Origin of the sequence: Amycolatopsis sp. NPDC047767 (assembly GCF_040704195.1) — a bacterium.
Taxonomy (GTDB): Bacteria; Actinomycetota; Actinomycetes; order Mycobacteriales; family Pseudonocardiaceae; genus Amycolatopsis.
Map to the genome: position 1 here is coordinate 30,304 of NZ_JBEYSJ010000020.1, position 19,594 is coordinate 49,897.

Genomic DNA, 19,594 nt, shown 5'->3' on the forward strand with positions numbered 1-19,594 from the left:
CAGATCGTTACCGTTCACCGTCGTCCGGGGCGCTCTGAGGTGCTGCTCCGGTGTTTCCCAGGTGTTAAAGTCGCGCTAACAAGCGGGCCATCGTCGTCCCGTGCGCTCCCCACGGCCGGTCCGCCGGCCTCGCACGAAGACGACGAAGGAGGTCCCTTTTCCATGATCTTCTCCGCCATTCCCGGCAAGCAGGGTCTCTACGACCCGGCGAACGAGCTGGACTCCTGCGGTGTGGCCATGGTGGCCGACATCCAGGGGCGCCGCTCCCACGGCATCGTCGCCGACGGGCTGACCGCGCTGGCGAACCTCGAACACCGCGGCGCCGCGGGCGCCGAACCCACGAGTGGTGACGGCGCGGGCATCCTCCTGCAGCTGCCCGACGAGCTGCTGCGCGCAGAAGCCGGCTTCGCCCTGCCTCAGGCAGGCGCCTACGCCGCCGGCATCGCGTTCCTGCCCGGCGAGGCCGAGCAGCGCCGCAAGGCCGTCGAGCTGGCCGAACGCATCGCCGCCGAAGAGGGCCTGGAGGTCCTCGGCTGGCGTGAGGTCCCCGTCGACGCGGACCGGGCCGGAATCGGTCCCACCGCGCGTTCGGTGATGCCCCACTTCGCCATGCTGTTCGTCTCGTCGCCGGGCGGGGAAGCCGGGCTGGAGCTCGAACGGCTGGTCTTCTGCCTGCGCAAGCGCGTGGAGCACGAGAGCGCGGCCTCGGGCTGCGGCACGTACTTCCCGTCGCTGTCGGCGCGCACGATCGTCTACAAAGGCATGCTCACCACCGCGCAGCTGCCCGCGTTTTTCAGCGACCTCACCGACGAGCGGCTCGAGAGCGCGATCGCCCTGGTGCACTCGCGGTTCTCCACCAACACGTTCCCGTCGTGGCCGCTCGCGCACCCGTTCCGGTTCGTGGCGCACAACGGCGAGATCAACACAGTGCGCGGCAACCGCAACCGCATGCGCGCCCGCGAGGCGCTGCTGGAGTCCGACCTGATCCCGGGCGACCTCACGCGGCTGTTCCCGATCTGCTCGCCCGACGCGTCGGACTCGGCGTCGTTCGACGAGGTGCTGGAGCTGCTGCACCTCGGCGGCCGGTCGCTGCCGCACGCGGTGCTGATGATGATCCCCGAAGCGTGGGAGAACCACGCGACGATGGACCCGGCGCGGCGCGCGTTCTACCAGTTCCACGCGAGCCTCATCGAGCCGTGGGACGGCCCGGCCTGCGTCACGTTCACCGACGGCACGCTCGTCGGCGCGGTCCTGGACCGCAACGGCCTGCGCCCGGCGCGCTGGTGGCAGACGGTCGACGGCCGCGTGGTCCTCGCCAGCGAGGCCGGCGTGCTCGACGTGGCCCCCGGAGACGTCGTGGCGAAGGGCCGCCTCAAGCCGGGCCGGATGTTCCTCGTGGACACCGAGGCCGGCCGCATCGTCTCCGACGACGAGGTGAAGTCGGCGCTGGCCGCGGAACAGCCGTACGAGGGCTGGCTGCACGCCGGGCTGCTGAAGCTCGCCGAGCTGCCGGACCGCGACCACGTGGTGCAGAGCCACGACTCCGTGCTGCGCCGGCAGCTCGCCTTCGGCTACACCGAGGAAGAGCTCAAGATCCTGCTCGCGCCGATGGCCGCCAAGGGCGCCGAGCCGCTCGGTTCGATGGGCACGGACACCCCGGTCGCCGTGCTGTCGAAGCGTTCGCGGCTGCTGTACGAGTACTTCAAGCAGAACTTCGCGCAGGTCACCAACCCGCCGCTCGACGCGATCCGTGAAGAGCTGGTCACTTCGATGTCACGCATCATGGGTCCGGAGCGCAACTTGCTCGCGCCCGGCCCCGCGTCGTGCCGGCACCTGAACCTGCCTTACCCGGTGATCGACAACGACGAGCTCGCCAAGCTCATCCACGTCAACGACGACGGCGACCTGCCGGGCTTCGCGTGCAGTGTCCTTTCCGGACTGTACGAAGTGGACGGCGGCGCCGAGGCGCTGGCCGCCGCGATCGAGCGAGTACGCCGGGAAGCGTCGGAAGCGATCGCCGCCGGGGCGCGCACGCTCGTGCTGTCCGACCGCGACTCCGACCACCGCATGGCGCCGATCCCGTCGCTGCTGCTGGTCTCCGCGGTGCACCACCACCTGGTGCGCACCAAGGAACGTCTGCGCGTCGCGCTCGTCGTGGAGACGGGCGACGCGCGCGAGGTGCACCACATCGCCGTGCTGCTGGGCTACGGCGCCGCCGCGGTGAACCCGTACCTCGCGTTCGAGACGATCGAGGACATGATCGCCCAGGGCGCGGTCACGGGCATCGAGGCGGGCAAGGCGATCCGCAACTACGTGCAGGCGCTCGTGAAGGGCGTCCTGAAGATCATGTCGAAGATGGGCATCTCCACCGTCGGCGCATACACGGCGGCGCAGGTGTTCGAGTCGCTCGGCCTGAGCCAGGACCTGCTCGACGAGTACTTCACGGGCACGTCCTCGAAGCTCGGCGGCGTGGGGCTCGACGTGCTGGCCGAGGAGGTCGCGGTGCGCCACCGCCGCGCCTACCCGGACAACCCGACCGACCGTGTCCACCGTGGACTCGACACCGGCGGCGAGTACGCCTACCGCCGCGAGGGCGAGCTGCACCTGTTCACGCCGGAGACGGTGTTCCTGCTGCAGCACGCGTCGAAGACCGGCCGCGAAGAGGTGTACCGCTCCTACACCGAAGAGGTGCACCGCCTCTACCGCGAGGGCGGCGCGCTGCGCGGGCTGTTCAAGTTCCGCGACAGCGTGCGCGAGCCCGTGCCGCTCGACGAGGTGGAGCCCGCGTCGGCGATCCTCAAGCGCTTCAACACCGGCGCCATGTCCTACGGCTCGATCTCGGCCGAGGCCCACGAGACGCTCGCCATCGCGATGAACCGCATCGGCGGCCGCTCCAACACCGGTGAGGGCGGCGAAGACCCGGAGCGCCTGTACGACTCCGAGCGCCGCAGCGCGATCAAGCAGGTCGCTTCGGGCCGCTTCGGCGTGACGAGCGAGTACCTGGTCAACGCCACCGACATCCAGATCAAGATGGCGCAGGGCGCGAAGCCCGGCGAAGGCGGCCAGCTGCCGCCGAACAAGGTGTACCCGTGGATCGCGCGCACGCGGCACTCGACGCCGGGCGTCGGGCTGATCTCGCCGCCGCCGCACCACGACATCTACTCCATCGAGGACCTGGCGCAGCTGATCCACGACCTCAAGAACGCCAACGAGCAGGCCCGCGTCCACGTGAAGCTGGTCTCCTCGCTCGGGGTCGGCACGGTCGCGGCCGGTGTGTCCAAGGCCCACGCCGACGTGGTGCTCATCTCCGGGCACGACGGCGGCACCGGCGCCTCGCCGATGAACTCGCTCAAGCACGCCGGCACGCCGTGGGAGATCGGCCTCGCCGAGACCCAGCAGACGTTGCTGCTCAACGGGTTGCGCGACCGCATCACCGTGCAGGTCGACGGCGCCATGAAGACCGGGCGCGACGTGGTGATCGCGGCGCTGCTCGGCGCCGAGGAGTACGGCTTCGCGACGGCCCCCCTCGTCGTCGCGGGCTGCGTGATGATGCGCGTGTGCCACCTCGACACCTGCCCGGTCGGCGTCGCGACGCAGAGCCCCGAGCTGCGCAAGCGGTACACCGGCCAGGTCGAGCACGTCGTGAAGTTCTTCGAGTTCGTGGCCGAGGAGGTGCGGGAAACGCTGGCGCAGCTGGGTTTCCGCACGCTCGACGAGGCCATCGGGCACGCCGAGGTGCTCGACACCGCCGAGGCCGAGGCGCACTGGAAGTCGGCCGGGCTCGACCTCAAGCCGATCTTCGAGGTGCCGGCCGAGACCCCGTACGGCGGGGCGAAGCGGCGCGTGCGGGCGCAGGACCACGGCCTGGAGCACGCCCTGGACCGCACGCTCATCCAGCTCGCCGAGGCGGCGCTGGAGGACGCGCACCCGGTGCGCCTGGAGCTGCCGGTGCGCAACGTGAACCGCACCGTCGGCACGTTGCTGGGCTCGGAGATCACCCGCCGCTACGGCGGTGAGGGCCTGCCCGAGGACACGATCCACGTGCTGCTCACCGGTTCGGCCGGGCAGTCGCTGGGCGCGTTCCTCCCGCGCGGCATCACGCTCGACATGGTCGGCGACGCCAACGACTACGTCGGCAAGGGCCTCTCCGGTGGCCGCATCATCGTGCGGCCCGACCCCGAAGCCGTGTTCTCCGCCGAGCGCCAGACGATCGCGGGCAACACGCTCGCGTACGGCGCCACGGCCGGCGAGATGTTCCTGCGGGGCCAGGTGGGCGAACGTTTCTGCGTGCGCAACTCCGGCGCCACGGTCGTCGCCGAGGGCGTCGGCGACCACGCCTTCGAGTACATGACCGGCGGCCGCGCCGTGGTGCTCGGCCCGACGGGCCGCAACCTCGCGGCCGGCATGTCCGGCGGCACCGCGTACGTGCTCGACCTCGATCGCGCCAAGGTCAACGGTGACATGGTGGATCTGTCCGTGCCGGGTTCCGAGGACCTGGTGTGGCTCAAGCAGATCGTCCAGCAGCACCACGACCTGACCCGCTCGGCGGTGGCCGCGTCGCTCCTCGGCGACTGGACGCGGCGTTCGGTGGCCTTCACCAAGGTGATGCCGCGCGACTACCAGCGGGTCCTCGACGCGGCGACGGCGGCTCGTGCCGCCGGCCGCGACGTCGACGAAGCGATCATGGAGGCCGCTCGTGGCTGACCCGACCGGTTTTCTCAAGTATCGGCGTGAAGAGCCGAAGAAGAAGTCCAAAGAGGACCGTCTCGCCTCCTGGGGTGAGGTCTACGCCGACGTGGAGCCGGGCGAGCGCAACGAAACCGTGCGCACGCAGGCCTCGCGCTGCATGGACTGCGGCATCCCGTTCTGCCACTCCGGCGCCTCGGGCTGCCCGCTCGGCAACCTGATCCCCGAGTGGAACGACCTCGTCCGCCGCGGCGACTGGGCCGCGGCGAGCGACCGGCTGCACGCCACCAACAACTTCCCCGAGTTCACCGGGAAGCTGTGCCCGGCGCCGTGCGAGGCCGGCTGCGTGCTGTCGATCTCGCCGCTCTCGGGCGGGCCGGTGGCCATCAAGCGGGTGGAGGCGACGATCGCCGACCAGTCGTGGGAAGCCGGGTACGTGCAGCCGCAGGTGTCCGAGGTGTCCTCGGGCCGCCGCGTCGCCGTGGTCGGGTCCGGGCCGGCCGGGCTCGCCGCCGCCCAGCAGCTCACGCGCGCGGGCCACGAGGTCACGGTGTTCGAACGCGACGACCGCCTCGGCGGCCTGCTGCGCTACGGCATCCCCGAGTTCAAGATGGAGAAGAAGGTCCTCGACCGGCGCCTCGCGCAGCTGCGCAAGGAAGGCACGCGGTTCGTCACCGGCTGCGAGGTCGGCGTGGACCTCACGGTGGAGGACCTGCGCGAGCAGTACGACGCCGTGGTGCTCGCCGTCGGCGCGCTGCGCGGTCGCGACGACCGGACCACGCCGGGCCGCGAGCTGCGCGGCATCCACCTGGCCATGGAGCACCTCGTGCCCGCCAACCGGTTCGTGGAGGGCGACGGCCCGTCGCCGATCGACGCGGCCGGCAAGCACGTGGTCGTGATCGGCGGCGGCGACACCGGCGCCGACTCCTACGGCACCGCCACCCGCCAGGGCGCGCTGTCGGTGACGCAGCTGGACCAGTACCCCGTGCCGCCGACGAGCCGCGACGACGGCCGCTCACCGTGGCCCACGTGGCCCTACATCCTGCGCACCTACCCGGCGCACGAGGAGGCCGGCGAGCGCAAGTTCGCCGTGGCCGTGAAGCGGTTCGTCGACGACGGTGCCGGCAACGTCAAGGCTCTCGAGCTGCAGCAGGTCCGCGTGGTGAAGGACCCGGAGACGGGCCGGCGCGAGGTCGTACCGACGAGCGACGAGGTCGAGGTGCTGCCCGCCGACCTGGTGCTGCTGGCGATCGGCTTCGAAGGCGTGGAGCACATGCCGCTGCTCGACGGGCTCGGCCTTTCCCTGACGCGGCGCGGCACTTTGTCGTGCGGCGCCGACTGGCAGACCGAGACGCCGGGCGTGTTCGTCTGCGGCGACGCCCACCGCGGCGCGTCGCTGGTGGTGTGGGCCATCGCCGAGGGCCGGTCCGTGGCCAACGCCGTGGACGCGTTCCTCATGGGCGACTCGGACCTGCCGGCTCCGGTGCACCCGACGGCGTTGCCCCTCGCAGTGGTCTGATCCGTCCCCTGTACGCAGGCCTCCAGCGCAATGGCGCGCTGGGGGCCTGTTTTTCACCCCGCAGGCCTCGCCAACGACGGCGACGACGTGTACATCGCCAACCACGGCACGTCGCCGAGCGCGGGCAAGCCGTCCGGCTCGATCGAAAAGCTGACGCTGCGCACCTGACGTTTCGCGGTCCACCGGGCTCCGGCGTGCGGACGCGCCGGAGCCGGTTCTTCGTGCCGGGCCCGCTGCCGGATCGTCGCCGGAACCGTGAGCCTCCACCACCGGTCCGTGGTCCCCCCGGCGCTCGATGCGGACGAGCCAGGACGATCACCAGGACGACCCGGACGTGTGACCCGCACCGCCCTCCGGGAGCCGCGCGGGCGGCGAACCCTATCCTGGGAGCCGTGAACTGGACAGTGGACGTTCCCGTCGACACGCTTCCCGAGCTCCCGCCGCTTCCGCCCCAGCTGCGCGAACGCCTCGACGCGGCGCTGGCGCTGCCCGCCGCCCAGCAGCCCGAGTGGCCGGACGTCGAGCTGGCCAAGCGGGTCCGCGGCGTGCTGGAGAGCGTGCCGCCGATCACCGTGCCCGCCGAGATCGACCGGCTGCAGAGCCGGCTCGCGATGGTGGCGCGCGGCGAGGCCTTCCTGCTGCAGGGCGGCGACTGCGCAGAGACGTTCGAGTCCAACACCGAGCCCCACATCCGTGCCAACCTGCGCACGCTGCTGCAGATGGCCGTGGTCCTCACCTACGGCGCGAGCCTGCCCGTGGTGAAGATGGGCCGCATCGCCGGCCAGTACGCCAAGCCCCGCTCGGCGGCCACCGACGCGCTGGGCCTGCCCGTGTACCGCGGCGACATCATCAACTCGCTGGTGCCCAAGCCCGAGCTGCGCGTGCCCGACCCCGGCCGCATGATCCGCGCGTACGCCAACGCGGGTGCCGCCATGAACCTGGTCCGCGCCCTCACCGGCGCCGGCATGGCCGACCTGCACCAGGTGCACGACTGGAACAAGGACTTCGTGTCGGCCTCCCCGGCCGCGCAGCGCTTCGAGGCGCTCGCCAACGAGATCGACCGCGGCCTGCGGTTCATGAACGCCTGCGGCGTCACCGACACGTCGCTGCAGTCCACCGAGATCTTCGCCAGCCACGAGGCTCTGCTGCTCGACTACGAGCGCGCCCTGCTGCGCCTGGACAACGCCGACGCGGCCAACCCCAAGCTGTACAACCTGTCCTCGCACTTCCTGTGGATCGGCGAGCGCACCCGCCAGCTCGACGGCGCGCACATCGCGTTCGCGGAGCTGCTGTCCAACCCGATCGGCCTCAAGATCGGCCCGACGACCACGCCCGAGCAGGCGCTGGAGTACGTCGAGCGCCTCGACCCGCGCCACGAAGAGGGCCGGCTCACGCTCATCTCGCGCATGGGCAACGGCAAGGTCCGCGAGGTGCTGCCCGCGATCGTCGAAAAGGTCGAGGCCTCGGGCCACAAGGTCATCTGGCAGTGCGACCCGATGCACGGCAACACGCACGAGTCGTCCACCGGCTACAAGACCCGCCACTTCGACCGCATCGTCGACGAGGTGCAGGGCTTCTTCGAGGTGCACCACAAGCTCGGCACCTACCCGGGCGGCATCCACGTGGAGCTCACGGGCGAAGACGTCACCGAATGCCTCGGCGGCGCCCAGGAGATCTCCGACGTCGACCTCTCCGGCCGCTACGAAACCGCCTGCGACCCGCGCCTGAACACCCAGCAGTCGCTCGAGCTGGCGTTCCTCGTCGCGGAGATGCTGCGGGGCTGACGCCTAAACGGTGTTCAGCAGCGCCGCGGTCGACTTGAGCACCGAGTCGCGCAGGCCGCCGAGGTCGGGGACGGCCTCGGCGTTCGCCTGGAGTCCGATGTGGACGCCGTCGCGGTAGGTCGCGACGGCGATGCCCACGGCGTGGCGCGGGGCCAGCGGCACGAAGGGGTACACCTGCGCCAGCGGCGCGCCCGCGAGGGTGAGGCGGGCGGCCGGCAGCGGCACGGTGGTCACGACCAGGTCGAACAGCAGCGGCGCGGCCAGCCCGGCCGTTTTCGTGCCGAGGCGGTGCAGCACCGGGGGCACGCGGTCGGCCAGCAGCGGGAACGCGCCGGCGCCGCGGGACGGGCCGGCGGCCTTGTTGCGCGTCATCGCGCGGCGCACCACGTGCAGGCGCTCCACGGGGTCGTCCTCGCCGATCGGCAGGTCGCACAGGTAGCCGGACAGCTTGTTGCCGCCGACCTGGGCGTTCGCGCGGCCGCGCACGCTCACGGGAATCAGCGCTCGCAGCGTGCGGCCGTCGGCGCGTTTGCCGCGGTTGACCAGCCATTCGCGCAGCGCGCCGGCCAGCACTGCGAGCACGACGTCGTTGCTCGTGCCGCCGTGCGCGCGGCGGATGCGGCGGAGGTCGGCGGTGGGCAGCCGCACGAACCCGAGCCGGCGCTCGGCCGACGCGGGCGCCGACACCGGTGACAGCGGCGGCCGCGCCGCGCGGACGAGCGACGTCGCGATCCCGGCCGTCTCCCCGGCGTGGGCGAGGCTGTCCTTCACACTGTTTCTGACGCTGTTCAGTGCCGAACGCGGCCGCGGGATCGGCGCCGGCCCGGACGCGCGGGCGAGGGTGCGGTCCGCGACGGCCAGGCCGTCGAGCAGGCCGACGGTCACCGCGTACGCGCCTTCGCCGTCAGTGAGCGCGTGGTGCAGTTTGAGCAGCACCGCGAAACCATCCTGGGGCAGCCCGGTCACCACGGTCAAATCCCACAACGGACGGCCCGTGTCGAGCGGCTCGGCGATCCACCGCGCGGCGAAGTCCGCGAGCGGGTCGGGGTCGTACAGCGTGCTCAGCTGGTGGTGGTGGATGTGGTGCGCCGCAACGAAATCCGGGTCGTCCGACCACGTCGCGGAACCGGGCGGAAACAGCTCGGTCCGCATTTTTCGGCGCAGCTGCGGCATTTTCTCCGCGCGCTCGGCCAGCAGCGCCGCGAGCTCCGCGCCATCGGCTCGCCCGCGAGAGGTGAACACCAGTACCGCACCCATGTGCATCGGCGCGGTTTCGCTTTCCAGGCAAAGGAACGCGACGTCGAGCGGGCTGAGCGGGGTGCGAACCATCGCGACCGTCCTTCTGCGGCAGGCAGGGGTGGAATGCGCCCCACGACACCACCTTGACATGACGGGAGGGTGGTCACCGTGTTTCGCCGGCGCTAACGACCCGCGGTTTCACTCACCCGGGTCACGCCACCGCCACGCCCGGCCACCCCGCCCCGGCTTCGGCGGCGCGTCCTTCGCCGACCTCGACGGCTGCGGCAACCGCCGTGAGGGCTGGGGGAGCGGCGCCGGTGGGCGCGGCGGTTCGGCGGCCTGCGGCTCCGGACCCGCGGCTGCGGGTGCAGGCAGCGCAACCGTGGGGCTGTCGCCCGTGTCGCCCGTGCGCTCGGGCCGCGGTGCCGGTTCGGCTGCTCCGGGCACAGGCAGCGCGACGGTCGGGCTGTCGGTGGTGCCCGGGGGCGACCCTGCGGGCTCGGCCGGCGGCTCCGGTGGCACGGGCCCGGCCAGCAGGTCCGCGAGACCGGCCGGCGGTTCTGGGAGGGGCGCGTTGCCGGAACGGCTGGTGGGGGTCCGCCGGGGAAGGGGTGTGGCAGTGCCGGGTGGGCGCGGCACCGGCCGCTCGGGGCCGAGTGCGACGTTGCGGCGGGGGAGCAGCGAGCCCCCGTCGGCCAAGCGCGGGAGCAGCACGGAGGGGGACCGTTCCGGCCGAAGCTCACCGGGTGCGGTCACCGGCTCAGCGGCGTTGCTGTCCTCAGCCTCGTGGCCGGTCTCGGAACCAGGATCGGTGCGCTGGGGAAGCGCGCTGTCGGTCCTGGCAGCCGAAGGCCCGGCGGAAACACCGGAATCGGTCACCGCCACGGCGTTCCGCAGCGCCACCCCGTTGCCCGGCCGCTTCGGCAGCCCCGGCCACAACTCCCCGGCTTCCTCCGCCGCCGCCCGGATCGCCGCGCCGTCGAGTTCCGTGTGCGTCTCCTTGATGTCCCGGTCCAGCCACTGGACCACGAGCGTGAACGGCCCGTCCCCCGGCAGCGGCCACACGAAGATCTGGTGGTCCAGGTGGAACTGCGTCCCGCCGCCACCGACAGCGCGCAGCACGGGCGAAGTGGGCTCCGAGGCCGACGGCACCGAAATGGACTCCGAGCTGGCCCGGCTCCCGTCGGGGTACAGCACACCGACGAGCAGCGCGTTGTAGTCCGGGACCCGCCGGTGGTCGATGAGGGAGCCGCTGCGGCCCTCCTCCAGGCTGTCGCGCGAGTACACGGCCAGCCGCAGCGTCAGCGCCGACGGCCAGACCTCGATGCCGCGCAGGGCGACGATCGTGCGTTCGGAACGGCCGAGCGGCCGCGCCCACGGCAGGAGCGCCGGGACGATGTGGTCGTTCGGCGGGCCCATCCACGGACGGCCCTCGTAGCCGAACAGCTCCCGTTCCCGCACGGGGAACAGGGGGCGTTCACGAGGACCGTCCGTGAAGAAGCTCATGGGCTACTCGCGCGGGGACAGGTCGCCGTTCGACAGCGCCTGCTCCGAACCGAGGGCCTGCTCCGAACTCTTGCCACCCGACGGCTTCGAGGGGCTGCCCATGGCGTCCATCAGCTGGCGGGCCAGGCCGAGGCCCGTTCCGCCGAGCGACAACGCCTTGGTGAACATGTCCGACATCCCGTCCGCGCCGTTCAGGACCACCATGTGGTCGACGTTACCGAACGCCTGCGCGCCGGCCTCGACGATTTCCGGCCAACGTTCGGCCAGCTGTTGTGCTACCACAGCTTCCTGGTTCTCCGCCAGTGCCGCCGCTCGCGCCTTGATCGACTCGGCCTCGGCCAGACCACGGGCCCGGGCCGACTCGGCTTCCGCCAGACCCCGCGCCTTCGCGGCCTCTGCCTCCGCCAGACCGCGAGCCTGCGCGGCCGCCGCTTCGGCCTCACCGGTGGCGCGCGTGGCCCCCGCCGACGCCTCGGCCCGGGCCTTCGTGGCCTGCGCCTCCGCCTCGGCGGCCGTCTTCACGCGCGTCGCGTCGGCCGCGGCCCGCAGCTCGGTCTCCTTGGCCTCGGCCTGCGCGCGGGCGATCTGTGCGTCGCGGTCGGCATCGGCCGTCGTGCGGGTCTCGTACGCCTTCGCGTCGGCCGGCTTGCGGACCTGCGACTGCAGGCGCTGCTCGGCCAGCGCGGCCTCCAGTTCGGCCGCTCGCGTCTCCTGGACCACGACCTCCTGCCGCGCCGTCGCCTCGGCCAGCGGGCCCGACTGGCTGGCCTTCGCCTTGGCCTGGTCGACCTCGGCCTGGTACCCGGCCTGCTTGATCTGGCTCTCCCGCATCGCGCCCGCCTTCTGCGCGGCGGCCGCCTGCTCCGCCTGCGTGGCCTCCTGGTCACGCTGCGCTTCGGCGATGCGGGCCGACGCGGCGATGGCCGCGGCGTGCGGCTTGCCGAGGTTGAGGATGTAGCCCGACTCGTCGTCGATCTCCTGGATCTGCAGCGAGTCGACGATCAGGCCCAGCTTGATCATCTCCGTCGCCGAAGACTGGCGGATCTCGCCGGTCAGCGCGTCGCGGTTGTGGATCATCTCCTCGATGGTCAGCCCGCCCACGATCGAGCGCAGGTGGCCCGAGAACAGCTCGTGGATGGTGTCGTTCATGCCCTTCTGCTGGTCGAGGAAGCGGCGGGCGGCGTTGGCGATGGAGGCGTAGTCGTCGCCCACCTTGTAGATCACCACCGCGCGCACGGTCACGGGCAGGCCCTGCTTGGTCACGCAGGACACCTGCAGGTTGACGCCGCGCGTGTCCAGCGAAAGCCGCCGCGCGGTCTGGAAGCCGGGGATCACGTTGACGCCCCGGCCGGTCACGATCTTGAATCCGAGGCTGTCGGCGGTCTCGGTGCGCTCCACCCGGATCCCCCACCCGGAGATGATGAGCGCCTCGTTCGGCTCCGCGACCTTGTACAGGATCCGCAGGAGCCCGAACAGCACGATCACGGCCACGACCGCGATCACGACGATGAGCCAGATTTCCATAACCCCTCGCAGCCCGATTTTCGGTTGTTGGTAGCTCTTCGACGCCGCTAAGGCTTCAGCGGTTGCCACCGTTCGACGTAAACCGTGCGCGGGGGTTCGAAATCCACCACAAGGACCTGCGTACCGGTCGGAAAGGACACTTCGGGGTCGGCCGCGTAGGCGTAGAAGGCCTCGGTGCCGCCGCGGACGCTGAGCAGCACCTCACCGATCAGGCCCGGGCCGACGGCGCCCGTGACGCGGCCTCGGTTGCCGATCATCCGCCGAAGCCCCGGATCTTCACCTTCGTGCCCTTCGGCACCAGCGAACCCGGCTGCGGGTCCTGCTGGAAGACGAAGTTGAAGCCGCCGCCGCCGCCGTGGCCGCGGCCACCGCCGCCGCCCTGCTTGTCGACGTCGAGCCCGGCCTGCTTGAGGATCTGCTCGGCCTCGTCGAACTGCTTGAACCGCACGTCGGGCACCTGCACGGCATTGGAGACGAAGACCTTCACCTGCTTGCTGCCCGGCGAGTTCGCCGGCGGGTCGGTGCGGGTGACGCCGCCGGCCGGGATCGTCTGCGAGAACTCCTCGCCGCCGTCCACCGGCTGGAAGCCGGCCTGCTGCAGCAGCTGGAACGCCTCGTCCTTCGGCCGGCCCGTGACGTCGGGCACCGGCGGGAGCGGTTCCGGACCCTTCGACAGGACCACGGTGACCTGGCCGCCGATGTCCACCGGTGTGCCGGCCGCGGGGCTCACGCTCACGACGGTGCCCTGGGGCGCGGTGTCGCTGAACGCCGGCGTGCCCTGTGTGACGTTGAGCTGCTGGGCCTGGATCGCCTTCGTCGCCTCGGCCAGCGAAGTGCCGACCTGGATGTTCGGCACCACCGGCTTGCCCTTGGACACCACGACGGAGACGTTCGCGTCCTTCTCCAGCTGCGTGCCCTCGGCCGGTGTCACCTTGACCACGGTGTTGGCCGGCACGGTGTTGCTGAACTCCTGGCTGTACTGCGGCGTCAGGTTCGCCGCGCGCAGCTTGTCACCGGCCTCGGCCTGCGTCAGGCCCACCAGCTTCGGCACGGCCGCCGTGGTGGGCGCCGACTCGCTGAGGATGAACGCGAACGCGCCGATCAGCCCGCCCAGCACCAGCACGCCCACCGCGATCAGGGCGAACATCTTCCGCCGGTCCCGTGGCTTCGGCTCGTCGGCCGGCGGACGCGGGCGCCGCGGCGGAGGCGGGGTGGGCGGGACCGCGGCGACCTGCGTCGGCATCGGCTGGCCCGCGGGCGGCGACGGCGGCGGCCCGACCGGGACGGCCCGGGTCAGCGCTCGCGTGCCCTGCGGACCGGAGACGGGCATCGTCTGCTCGGTCACCGGGATGCGCGGCATGGTCCGCTCGGTGTCGGACATGCGGTCGCCGTCCGGCGGCGGGGGCACGGGCACCGGCACGACCGGCAGGCCCAGCTCCGCGCGCACGGCCTGCAGCTCGGCCAGGAACACGCCGGCGTCGGCCGGGCGCAGCTCGGGGTCGCGGCGGGTGGCGCGCAGGATGAGGTCGTCGAGCGCGGGCGGCAGGTCCGGCCGCAGCTCGCTGGGGCGCGGCACGTCGTCGTTCACGTGCCGGTAGGCGACCGACAGGGCCGTGTCGCCGGAGTAGGGCGTCTGGCCGGTGAGCATCTCGTACAGCAGGATCCCGGCCGAGTACACGTCGCCGCGGGCCCCTGTGACGCCCGTGGTGACCTGCTCGGGCGAGAGGTAGGCGACGGTGCCGAGGATGACGCTCGAGCTCGTCGTGCCCGCGCTGGCGACCGCGCGCACGAGGCCGAAGTCGCCGACCTTCACCACACCGCCCGACAGGGCGCCGCTGCTGCGGCCGATGAGCACGTTCTCGGGCTTCACGTCGCGGTGCACCAGCCCGGCGGCGTGCGCGGCGGCCAGGGCCGACAGCACGGGCTCGGCGATGCTCAGCGCGAGGGCGACGTCGAGCTTGCCCTGCTCGGACAGCAGGTCGCGCAGCGTCCCGCCGTCGACGAGCTCCATCACGAGGAATGCGAGCCCCGCGTCCTCGCCGGGCGGGACGTCGAAGCCCTGGTCGTGCACGGCGACCACGTTCGGGTGGTGCAGCTGGGCGGCCGAACGCGCTTCGCGCACGAAACGGTCCACGAACGAGCGGTCGTCGGCGAAGCGGGGATCCATGATCTTGATCGCGACCGCGCGGTCCAGCCGGGTGTCCATCCCCCGGTAGACCGACGACATCCCGCCCCGGGCGAGCAGCCTGTCCACGCGGTAGCGGCGTTCGAGCAGCGTGCCGACGAGGCTGGGGTGCGTGCGTGTCACGGCTGGCTATCGTACGGAACCACGCCCGCCTGGGTGAGGTGAGGAGGCGGGTCACCCGTGCGTACCAGTCGGGAAACCGGTCGAATGTGGCACAGTGTCACGTGTGAGTGGGATTCCTGTCGCCGATGACGTCCTCGACTCCGCTGTCACCGTCCTTCCCCTGAACCAGGTGGCGGCCGTGCTCGGGATCTCGTCCAACAAGGTGCGCCAGATGCTGCGCGACGGTCACTTGATCGCCGTGCGCCGCAAAGGCGAGCTGTGCGTGCCCAGCGATTTCTTCGTCAAAGACGGAGTGGTCAAGGGCCTGGCGGGCACCATCACGGTGCTCGCGGACTCGGGGTTCAGCCGCACCGAGATGCTGCGCTGGCTCTTCGCGGAGGACGACACGCTGCCGGGCGTGACCCCCGTCAACGCGCTGCGGACGAGCCACGGCACCGAAGTGAAGCGGCGCGCCCAGGCCATGGCTTTCTAGGCTTTTCGCCCGATTCGCTCCGCGCCGGTCCGACCACGTGGGGTAGCCGATCGCGGCCTGCCGCTCCGAGTTTTCCGTCCGAACCGCCCGAAGGCCTCCCCGCTCGCGCGAGGAGGCCTTCGGAGAACTTCGTGTGTCAGCCGTTCTGCTTGTCGCGCCAGGCGACCCACGTCTTGAGGGCCGTGAGGTCGTAGTCGGGACCGCCGACGCCGACGGTGAACGTGGTCACGCCCAGCTCGACGAGCTTCGGGCCGAGCTCTTCCGGGTCACCCTGCACGCCGCAGGAGCGCTCGATCTCGAGCGGGTCGCGGCCGAGGTCGGCGCAGTGCTGGTCGAGGATCTTCACCTTGCGCTCGACGACCTCCGGGTCGCCGAAGCCGTGCCAGATGTCGGCGTGCTTCGCGACCATCTTGAGGGTCTTCTTCTCGCCGCCACCGCCGATGAGCACGGGGATCTTGCGCGTCGGCGCCGGGTTCAGCTTGCCCAGCCGGGATTCGATGCGCGGCAGCGACTCGGCGAGGTTGTCGAGGCGCCCGCCGGCGGTGCCGAACTCGTAGCCGTACTCGTCGTAGTCCTTCTCGAACCAGCCCGAGCCGATGCCGAGGATGAGCCGGCCGCCCGAGATGTGGTCGACGGTGCGGGCCATGTCCGCGAGCAGCTCCGGGTTGCGGTAGCTGTTGCACGTGACCAGCGCGCCGATCTCGACGCGGGACGTCGACTCCGCCCAGGCGCCGAGCATGGTCCAGCACTCGAAGTGCATGCCGTCGGGATCGCCGTAGAGCGGGTAGAAGTGGTCCCAGTTGAAGACGATGTCGGCGCCGATGTCCTCGGCCGCCGAGGCGGTGCGGCGGATGGTGTCGTAGTCGGCGTGCTGCGGCTGGAGCTGCAGGCCGACCCGCAGCCGCCGGTTCGAAGCGGAAGTCATGGCTCAGAGCCTACGCACGCGGCCGCGGGCCCACACGGTGACCAACCGCGGCAGCGCCACGGCCAGGCGGCGGCCCTTGCCGACGACCGCGCGCCGGTTGAGCACGTCGTAGTCCAGCGCCTCGATCTCGTCGAGGATGCCTTCGTACAGCGTGATCGCCGTGCGCACGCAGGGCCGGGATTCGGGACGCAGCAAGGGAATTCCGGCTTCGGCGCGCCGGTACACCGCGCGGGCGCGCGACACGCCGACGGCGAGCGCACGCCGCACGCGCGGATCGGGCACCCCGCGCCGGCGTGACTCTACGAGCAGTTCGCGGTCGATACCGAACGCCGAAAGTTCTTCAACGGGAAGGTAAAGCCGGCCGCGGTCGAGGTCTTCGCCGATGTCCCGTAAGAAGTTCGTAAGCTGGAACGCTTCCCCGAGCGCAGCGGCGCTGGATTCGGCCTCTGCCAAGGGAACGACGGTGCCGAACACCGGCAGCATCTGCAGCCCGATCACGCACGCCGAACCGTGGACGTACTCCGCCAGCTCCGCATATGTGGCGTACTCGGTGACGGTGAGGTCCATCCGCATCGAGTGCAGGAACGCGTCCACGAGCTCGCGCCGGATGCCGTAGCGGCGCACGGTGTCGGCGAGCGCGGCCAGCACGGGATCGGCCGGCGCGCCGCCTTCGTAGACCTCGTCGACCATCCCGGCCACGTTGTCCAGCGCGGCCTTGGGATCCGTACCCGGTTCCGGGTTGTCCACGAGCTCGTCGGCCATGCGCGCGAAGCCGTACAGCGCGTGCGCGGCGGGCCGGGCCCGCGCGGGCAGGAGCCGGGTGGCGAGGAAGAACGTGCGGCCGTGGTGGGCGTTGATGCGGCGGCATTCGGCGTAGGCGGCCCGCAGGCCGGGGTCCGAGATGCCGGCGGCGTCCAGTTCTGTCACCGGCCGGTGATCCTTTCCGCGGCGAGACGTCCGGAGATCAGCACCGGCGGGATGCCGACGCCGGGGGTGGTGCCGCAGCCGGCGAGCACCACGTTGCCCGCGGCCCGCACGAGGTTGGCGGGCCGGAACGGGCCGGTCTGGGTGAACGTGTGGGCCAGCGAGAACGGCGTGCCCGCGGACAGCCCGCGCGCGGCCCAGTCGGCGGGCGTCACGACCTCGTCCACGGTGAACTCGTCGCCGAACCCCGTCAGCCCGCGGGATTCCAGTGTGCGCAGCAGTTCCTCGCGGTAGGCCGGGCCGACGCGCGGCCAGTCGATGCCGCCGCGGCGCAGGTTCGGCGCGGGCGCGAGCACCGACACGATCTCGCCGCCGTCGCCCGCGAGCCCCGGTTCCGTCGCGGTGGGCCGCGTGACGAGCAGCGACGGATCGCTCATCAGCCGGCCTTCGCGCACGATCTCGGCGAACGTCCGGTCCCAGGCCCGGGCGAAGAAGATCGTGTGGTGCCCGAGCTGCGGCCACGACCGCTTCGCGCGCCCGTGCAGGACCACGGCCGAAGGCGAGTAGCGCAACGGGAGCACGCGACCGGGCCGGGCGCCCACCAGCCGGTACGCGGTGCCGAGCTCGGTGGCGAGCACGACCGCGTCGCACCCGATCCGCTCGCCCGAACGCGTGCGCACGGCCCGCACCCGCGCCGACACGCGCTCCAGCCACGCGGCTTCGGTGCCGAACCGCAGGTCGGCGCCCGCTTTCGCGGCGGCCGCGGCCATCGTGCGCGCAACCGCGCCCATGCCGCCCCGCGGGTAGTAGACGCCGCCGACGGTGTCCATGTACGCGATCACGCCGTACGCGCCGAGCGCCCGCGCCGGGTCGAGCCCCGCGTAGAGCGCCTGGAAGGAGAACAGCCGGCGCACGCGTTCGTCGCGCAGGAACTTCGCGACTTTCGGGCCGAGCCGCCCGAACCCGCCCAGCGCGGCGAGCTTCACCAGCTCCGGGCGCGCCAGGTCGAGCGGCGAATCGAAGTTGGCGCCGATGAAGTGGTCTTTCTGCGCCGCGTACAGCTCGGTGAGCCAGCGGCGCAGCGCGCGATAACCGGCGGCCTCGGTGGGGCCGGCGAACGCGCGGATCTCCTGCTCCATCGCGTCGCCGTCGGTGCGCAGCGCGAGCGTGCTGCCGTCGGCGAAGCGGGCGTGGTAGGCGGGGTCGAGCTTGGTGAGCGGCAGCGCGTCCGCCAGCGATTCGCCGACGGCGTGCAGGGCCTCGTCCACCAGCTCCGGCATGGTCAGCACGCTCGCGCCGGTGTCCACCGCGTTGGCGCCGAAGTCCTGCTGCCCGGCGCGCCCGCCCGGCACCTTGTCCTGCTCCAGCAGCGTCACGCGGCGGCCCGCGCCGAGCAAGTGCAGCGTCGCCGAAAGCCCGGCCAGGCCCGCTCCGACCACCACCACGTGGTCGGTGGGCCCGGAGACGGTCTTGGTCACGAGGTCCGCCGCGTCGCCTTGCCGACGAGGTCGGCCAGTGCGGCCGGAGCCGGCTCGGCCAGGTGCGCGCGCTCGAGGGCGGCCATCGCCGAGGCGGTGAGGTCGTCGATGCGGTGCTCCACGGCGTCGACCGCGCCGACGCTCGTCAGGGCCTCGCGCACGGCGTCCACGGCCGTGTCGGACAGGTCGGCCTTGCCGATGGCGTCGGCGATCACCTTGGCGGCCGTGCGGTCGCCGCGCTCGTCGGCCAGCTGCAGGCCCAGGGCCACGAGCAGGGTGCGCTTGCCCTCGCGCAGGTCGTCGCCCGCGGGCTTGCCGGTCACGGACGGGTCGCCGAACACGCCCAGCAGGTCGTCGCGCAGCTGGAACGCCACGCCGACGTCGCCGCCGAACTCCAGCAACGTGTCGACGAGCCGGTCGTCGGCCCCGGCGAGCGCGGCGCCCAGGTGCAGCGGGCGCTGCACGGTGTACGCGGCGGTCTTCAGCCGGTCGATGCGCAGCGCGGCCTCGGGCGACGCGTCGCCGACGGCCTGCGTGCGGACGTCGAGGTACTGCCCGGCGAGCACCTCCGTGCGCATCGCGCGCCAGGCCGGGCGGGCCTTCGCCAGCGTCTGCGCGGGCAGCGGGGCCTCGGCGAACATGTCGTCGGCCCACGCGAGCGCGAGGTCGCCGACGAGCACCGCCGTGGCCAGCCCGAACGTCGCGGGCGAACCCAGCCAGCCGTGGTCGGCGTGCACCTTGGCCGACGCGACGTGCACGGTCGGGTTGCCGCGGCGCGAGTCGGAGGAGTCGATGAGGTCGTCGTGGATCAGCGCGCACGCCTGGATCAGCTCCAGGCTTGCCACGACCTGCAGCGCACCCTCGGCTTCGGTGCCGGACGCCGCCCCGCCGGCCCCGCGCCAGCCCCACCACGCGAACGTCGGCCGGATGCGCTTGCCCCCGCACAGCACGAAGCCCGACAGCACGTCGATGCCCGCCGCGACACTCGGCTCCGTGCGCACGATCTCGTCGCCCGCACGCTCGAGGAACGCGGTCAGCGCACGCTCGACGTGGGCAGGCAGATCGTCGTCGAAACCGGGCGCGTCCATGCCGCCATCATCCGGGGCGCGGGCCCGGCCGCTCGCGCCGGGTGCCCCCGATGTGGCGCACGAGACGTCTGCTGCGGGATGTGCTCGGCCGGTCGTGGGTGCGCACCGTGGCGGGTGCTCGCGGCCGAGTCGTCTCAGCCT

General features: G+C 72.1%; 13 protein-coding genes and 1 pseudogene. 5 read left to right on the forward strand and 9 right to left on the reverse strand.

The features are described 5' to 3' along the window. The first annotated feature begins 162 nt into the window (after positions 1-162). The 4 genes from gltB to AB0878_RS30800 all read left to right on the forward strand — a co-directional run bounded on the left by gltB (position 163) and on the right by AB0878_RS30800 (position 7,989). A complete protein-coding gene (gltB, locus tag AB0878_RS30785) occupies positions 163-4,704 on the forward strand; it encodes a glutamate synthase large subunit (protein ID WP_366583721.1) in 4,542 nt (1,513 codons plus the stop codon). Beyond that, the gene (locus tag AB0878_RS30790) at positions 4,697-6,205 is read left to right on the forward strand and encodes a glutamate synthase subunit beta (RefSeq protein ID WP_366583722.1); all 1,509 of its coding nucleotides are present in this window, start codon (positions 4,697-4,699) and stop codon (positions 6,203-6,205) included. Before gltB ends, AB0878_RS30790 begins: the two co-directional genes overlap by 8 nt. Before the next feature lie 30 nt (positions 6,206-6,235). Continuing rightward, a complete protein-coding gene (locus AB0878_RS30795) occupies positions 6,236-6,373 on the forward strand; it encodes a hypothetical protein (protein ID WP_366583723.1) in 138 nt (45 codons plus the stop codon). Between the two features lie 224 nt (positions 6,374-6,597). Next, a complete protein-coding gene (locus AB0878_RS30800) occupies positions 6,598-7,989 on the forward strand; it encodes a class II 3-deoxy-7-phosphoheptulonate synthase (protein WP_285969235.1) in 1,392 nt (463 codons plus the stop codon). 3 nt (positions 7,990-7,992) lie between these two features. Here the strand turns inward: AB0878_RS30800 and AB0878_RS30805 are convergent, their stop codons facing one another. The 5 genes and pseudogenes from AB0878_RS30805 to AB0878_RS30825 form a co-directional block, all read right to left on the reverse strand. After that, the gene (locus AB0878_RS30805) at positions 7,993-9,318 is read right to left on the reverse strand and encodes a wax ester/triacylglycerol synthase family O-acyltransferase (RefSeq protein ID WP_366583724.1); all 1,326 of its coding nucleotides are present in this window, start codon (positions 9,316-9,318) and stop codon (positions 7,993-7,995) included. Between the two features lie 801 nt (positions 9,319-10,119). Next, positions 10,120-10,734, reverse strand: a pseudogene (locus AB0878_RS30810) (hypothetical protein); the annotation flags it as partial. 3 nt (positions 10,735-10,737) lie between these two features. Continuing rightward, a complete protein-coding gene (locus AB0878_RS30815) occupies positions 10,738-12,258 on the reverse strand; it encodes an SPFH domain-containing protein (RefSeq protein WP_366583725.1) in 1,521 nt (506 codons plus the stop codon). A 47-nt stretch (positions 12,259-12,305) separates the two neighbouring features. Next, on the reverse strand, positions 12,306-12,515 hold the full coding sequence (locus AB0878_RS30820; protein WP_220238050.1) for a hypothetical protein: 210 nt from the start codon (positions 12,513-12,515) through the stop codon (positions 12,306-12,308). Further along, entirely contained in the window at positions 12,512-14,566 is a 2,055-nt protein-coding gene (locus tag AB0878_RS30825; protein ID WP_366583726.1) for a PASTA domain-containing protein, read from the reverse strand. Before AB0878_RS30825 ends, AB0878_RS30820 begins: the two co-directional genes overlap by 4 nt. 103 nt (positions 14,567-14,669) lie before the next feature. On the opposite strand from AB0878_RS30825, the gene AB0878_RS30830 reads away from it, so the two are divergent. After that, entirely contained in the window at positions 14,670-15,038 is a 369-nt protein-coding gene (locus AB0878_RS30830; protein ID WP_360605980.1) for an Rv2175c family DNA-binding protein, read from the forward strand. A 136-nt stretch (positions 15,039-15,174) separates the two neighbouring features. On the opposite strand, the gene AB0878_RS30835 is transcribed toward AB0878_RS30830, so the two are convergent. Genes AB0878_RS30835 through AB0878_RS30850 form a run of 4 tightly spaced genes read right to left on the reverse strand, consistent with a single transcriptional unit; the run spans position 15,175 to position 19,453 of the window. Then, positions 15,175-15,963: an LLM class F420-dependent oxidoreductase gene (locus AB0878_RS30835; protein ID WP_366583727.1), complete on the reverse strand. Its 789-nt coding sequence runs from the start codon at positions 15,961-15,963 to the stop codon at positions 15,175-15,177. A 3-nt stretch (positions 15,964-15,966) separates the two neighbouring features. Continuing rightward, on the reverse strand, positions 15,967-16,890 hold the full coding sequence (locus AB0878_RS30840) for a phytoene/squalene synthase family protein (protein ID WP_366583728.1): 924 nt from the start codon (positions 16,888-16,890) through the stop codon (positions 15,967-15,969). After that, a complete protein-coding gene (crtI, locus tag AB0878_RS30845; protein WP_366583729.1) occupies positions 16,887-18,365 on the reverse strand; it encodes a phytoene desaturase family protein in 1,479 nt (492 codons plus the stop codon). The genes AB0878_RS30840 and crtI overlap by 4 nt, the downstream gene beginning before the upstream one ends. After that, positions 18,362-19,453 carry a polyprenyl synthetase family protein gene (locus AB0878_RS30850; protein ID WP_366583730.1) on the reverse strand — a complete coding sequence of 364 codons (1,092 nt, stop codon included), beginning with the start codon at positions 19,451-19,453 and terminating at the stop codon, positions 18,362-18,364. The genes crtI and AB0878_RS30850 overlap by 4 nt, the downstream gene beginning before the upstream one ends. Positions 19,454-19,594 lie beyond the last annotated feature (141 nt).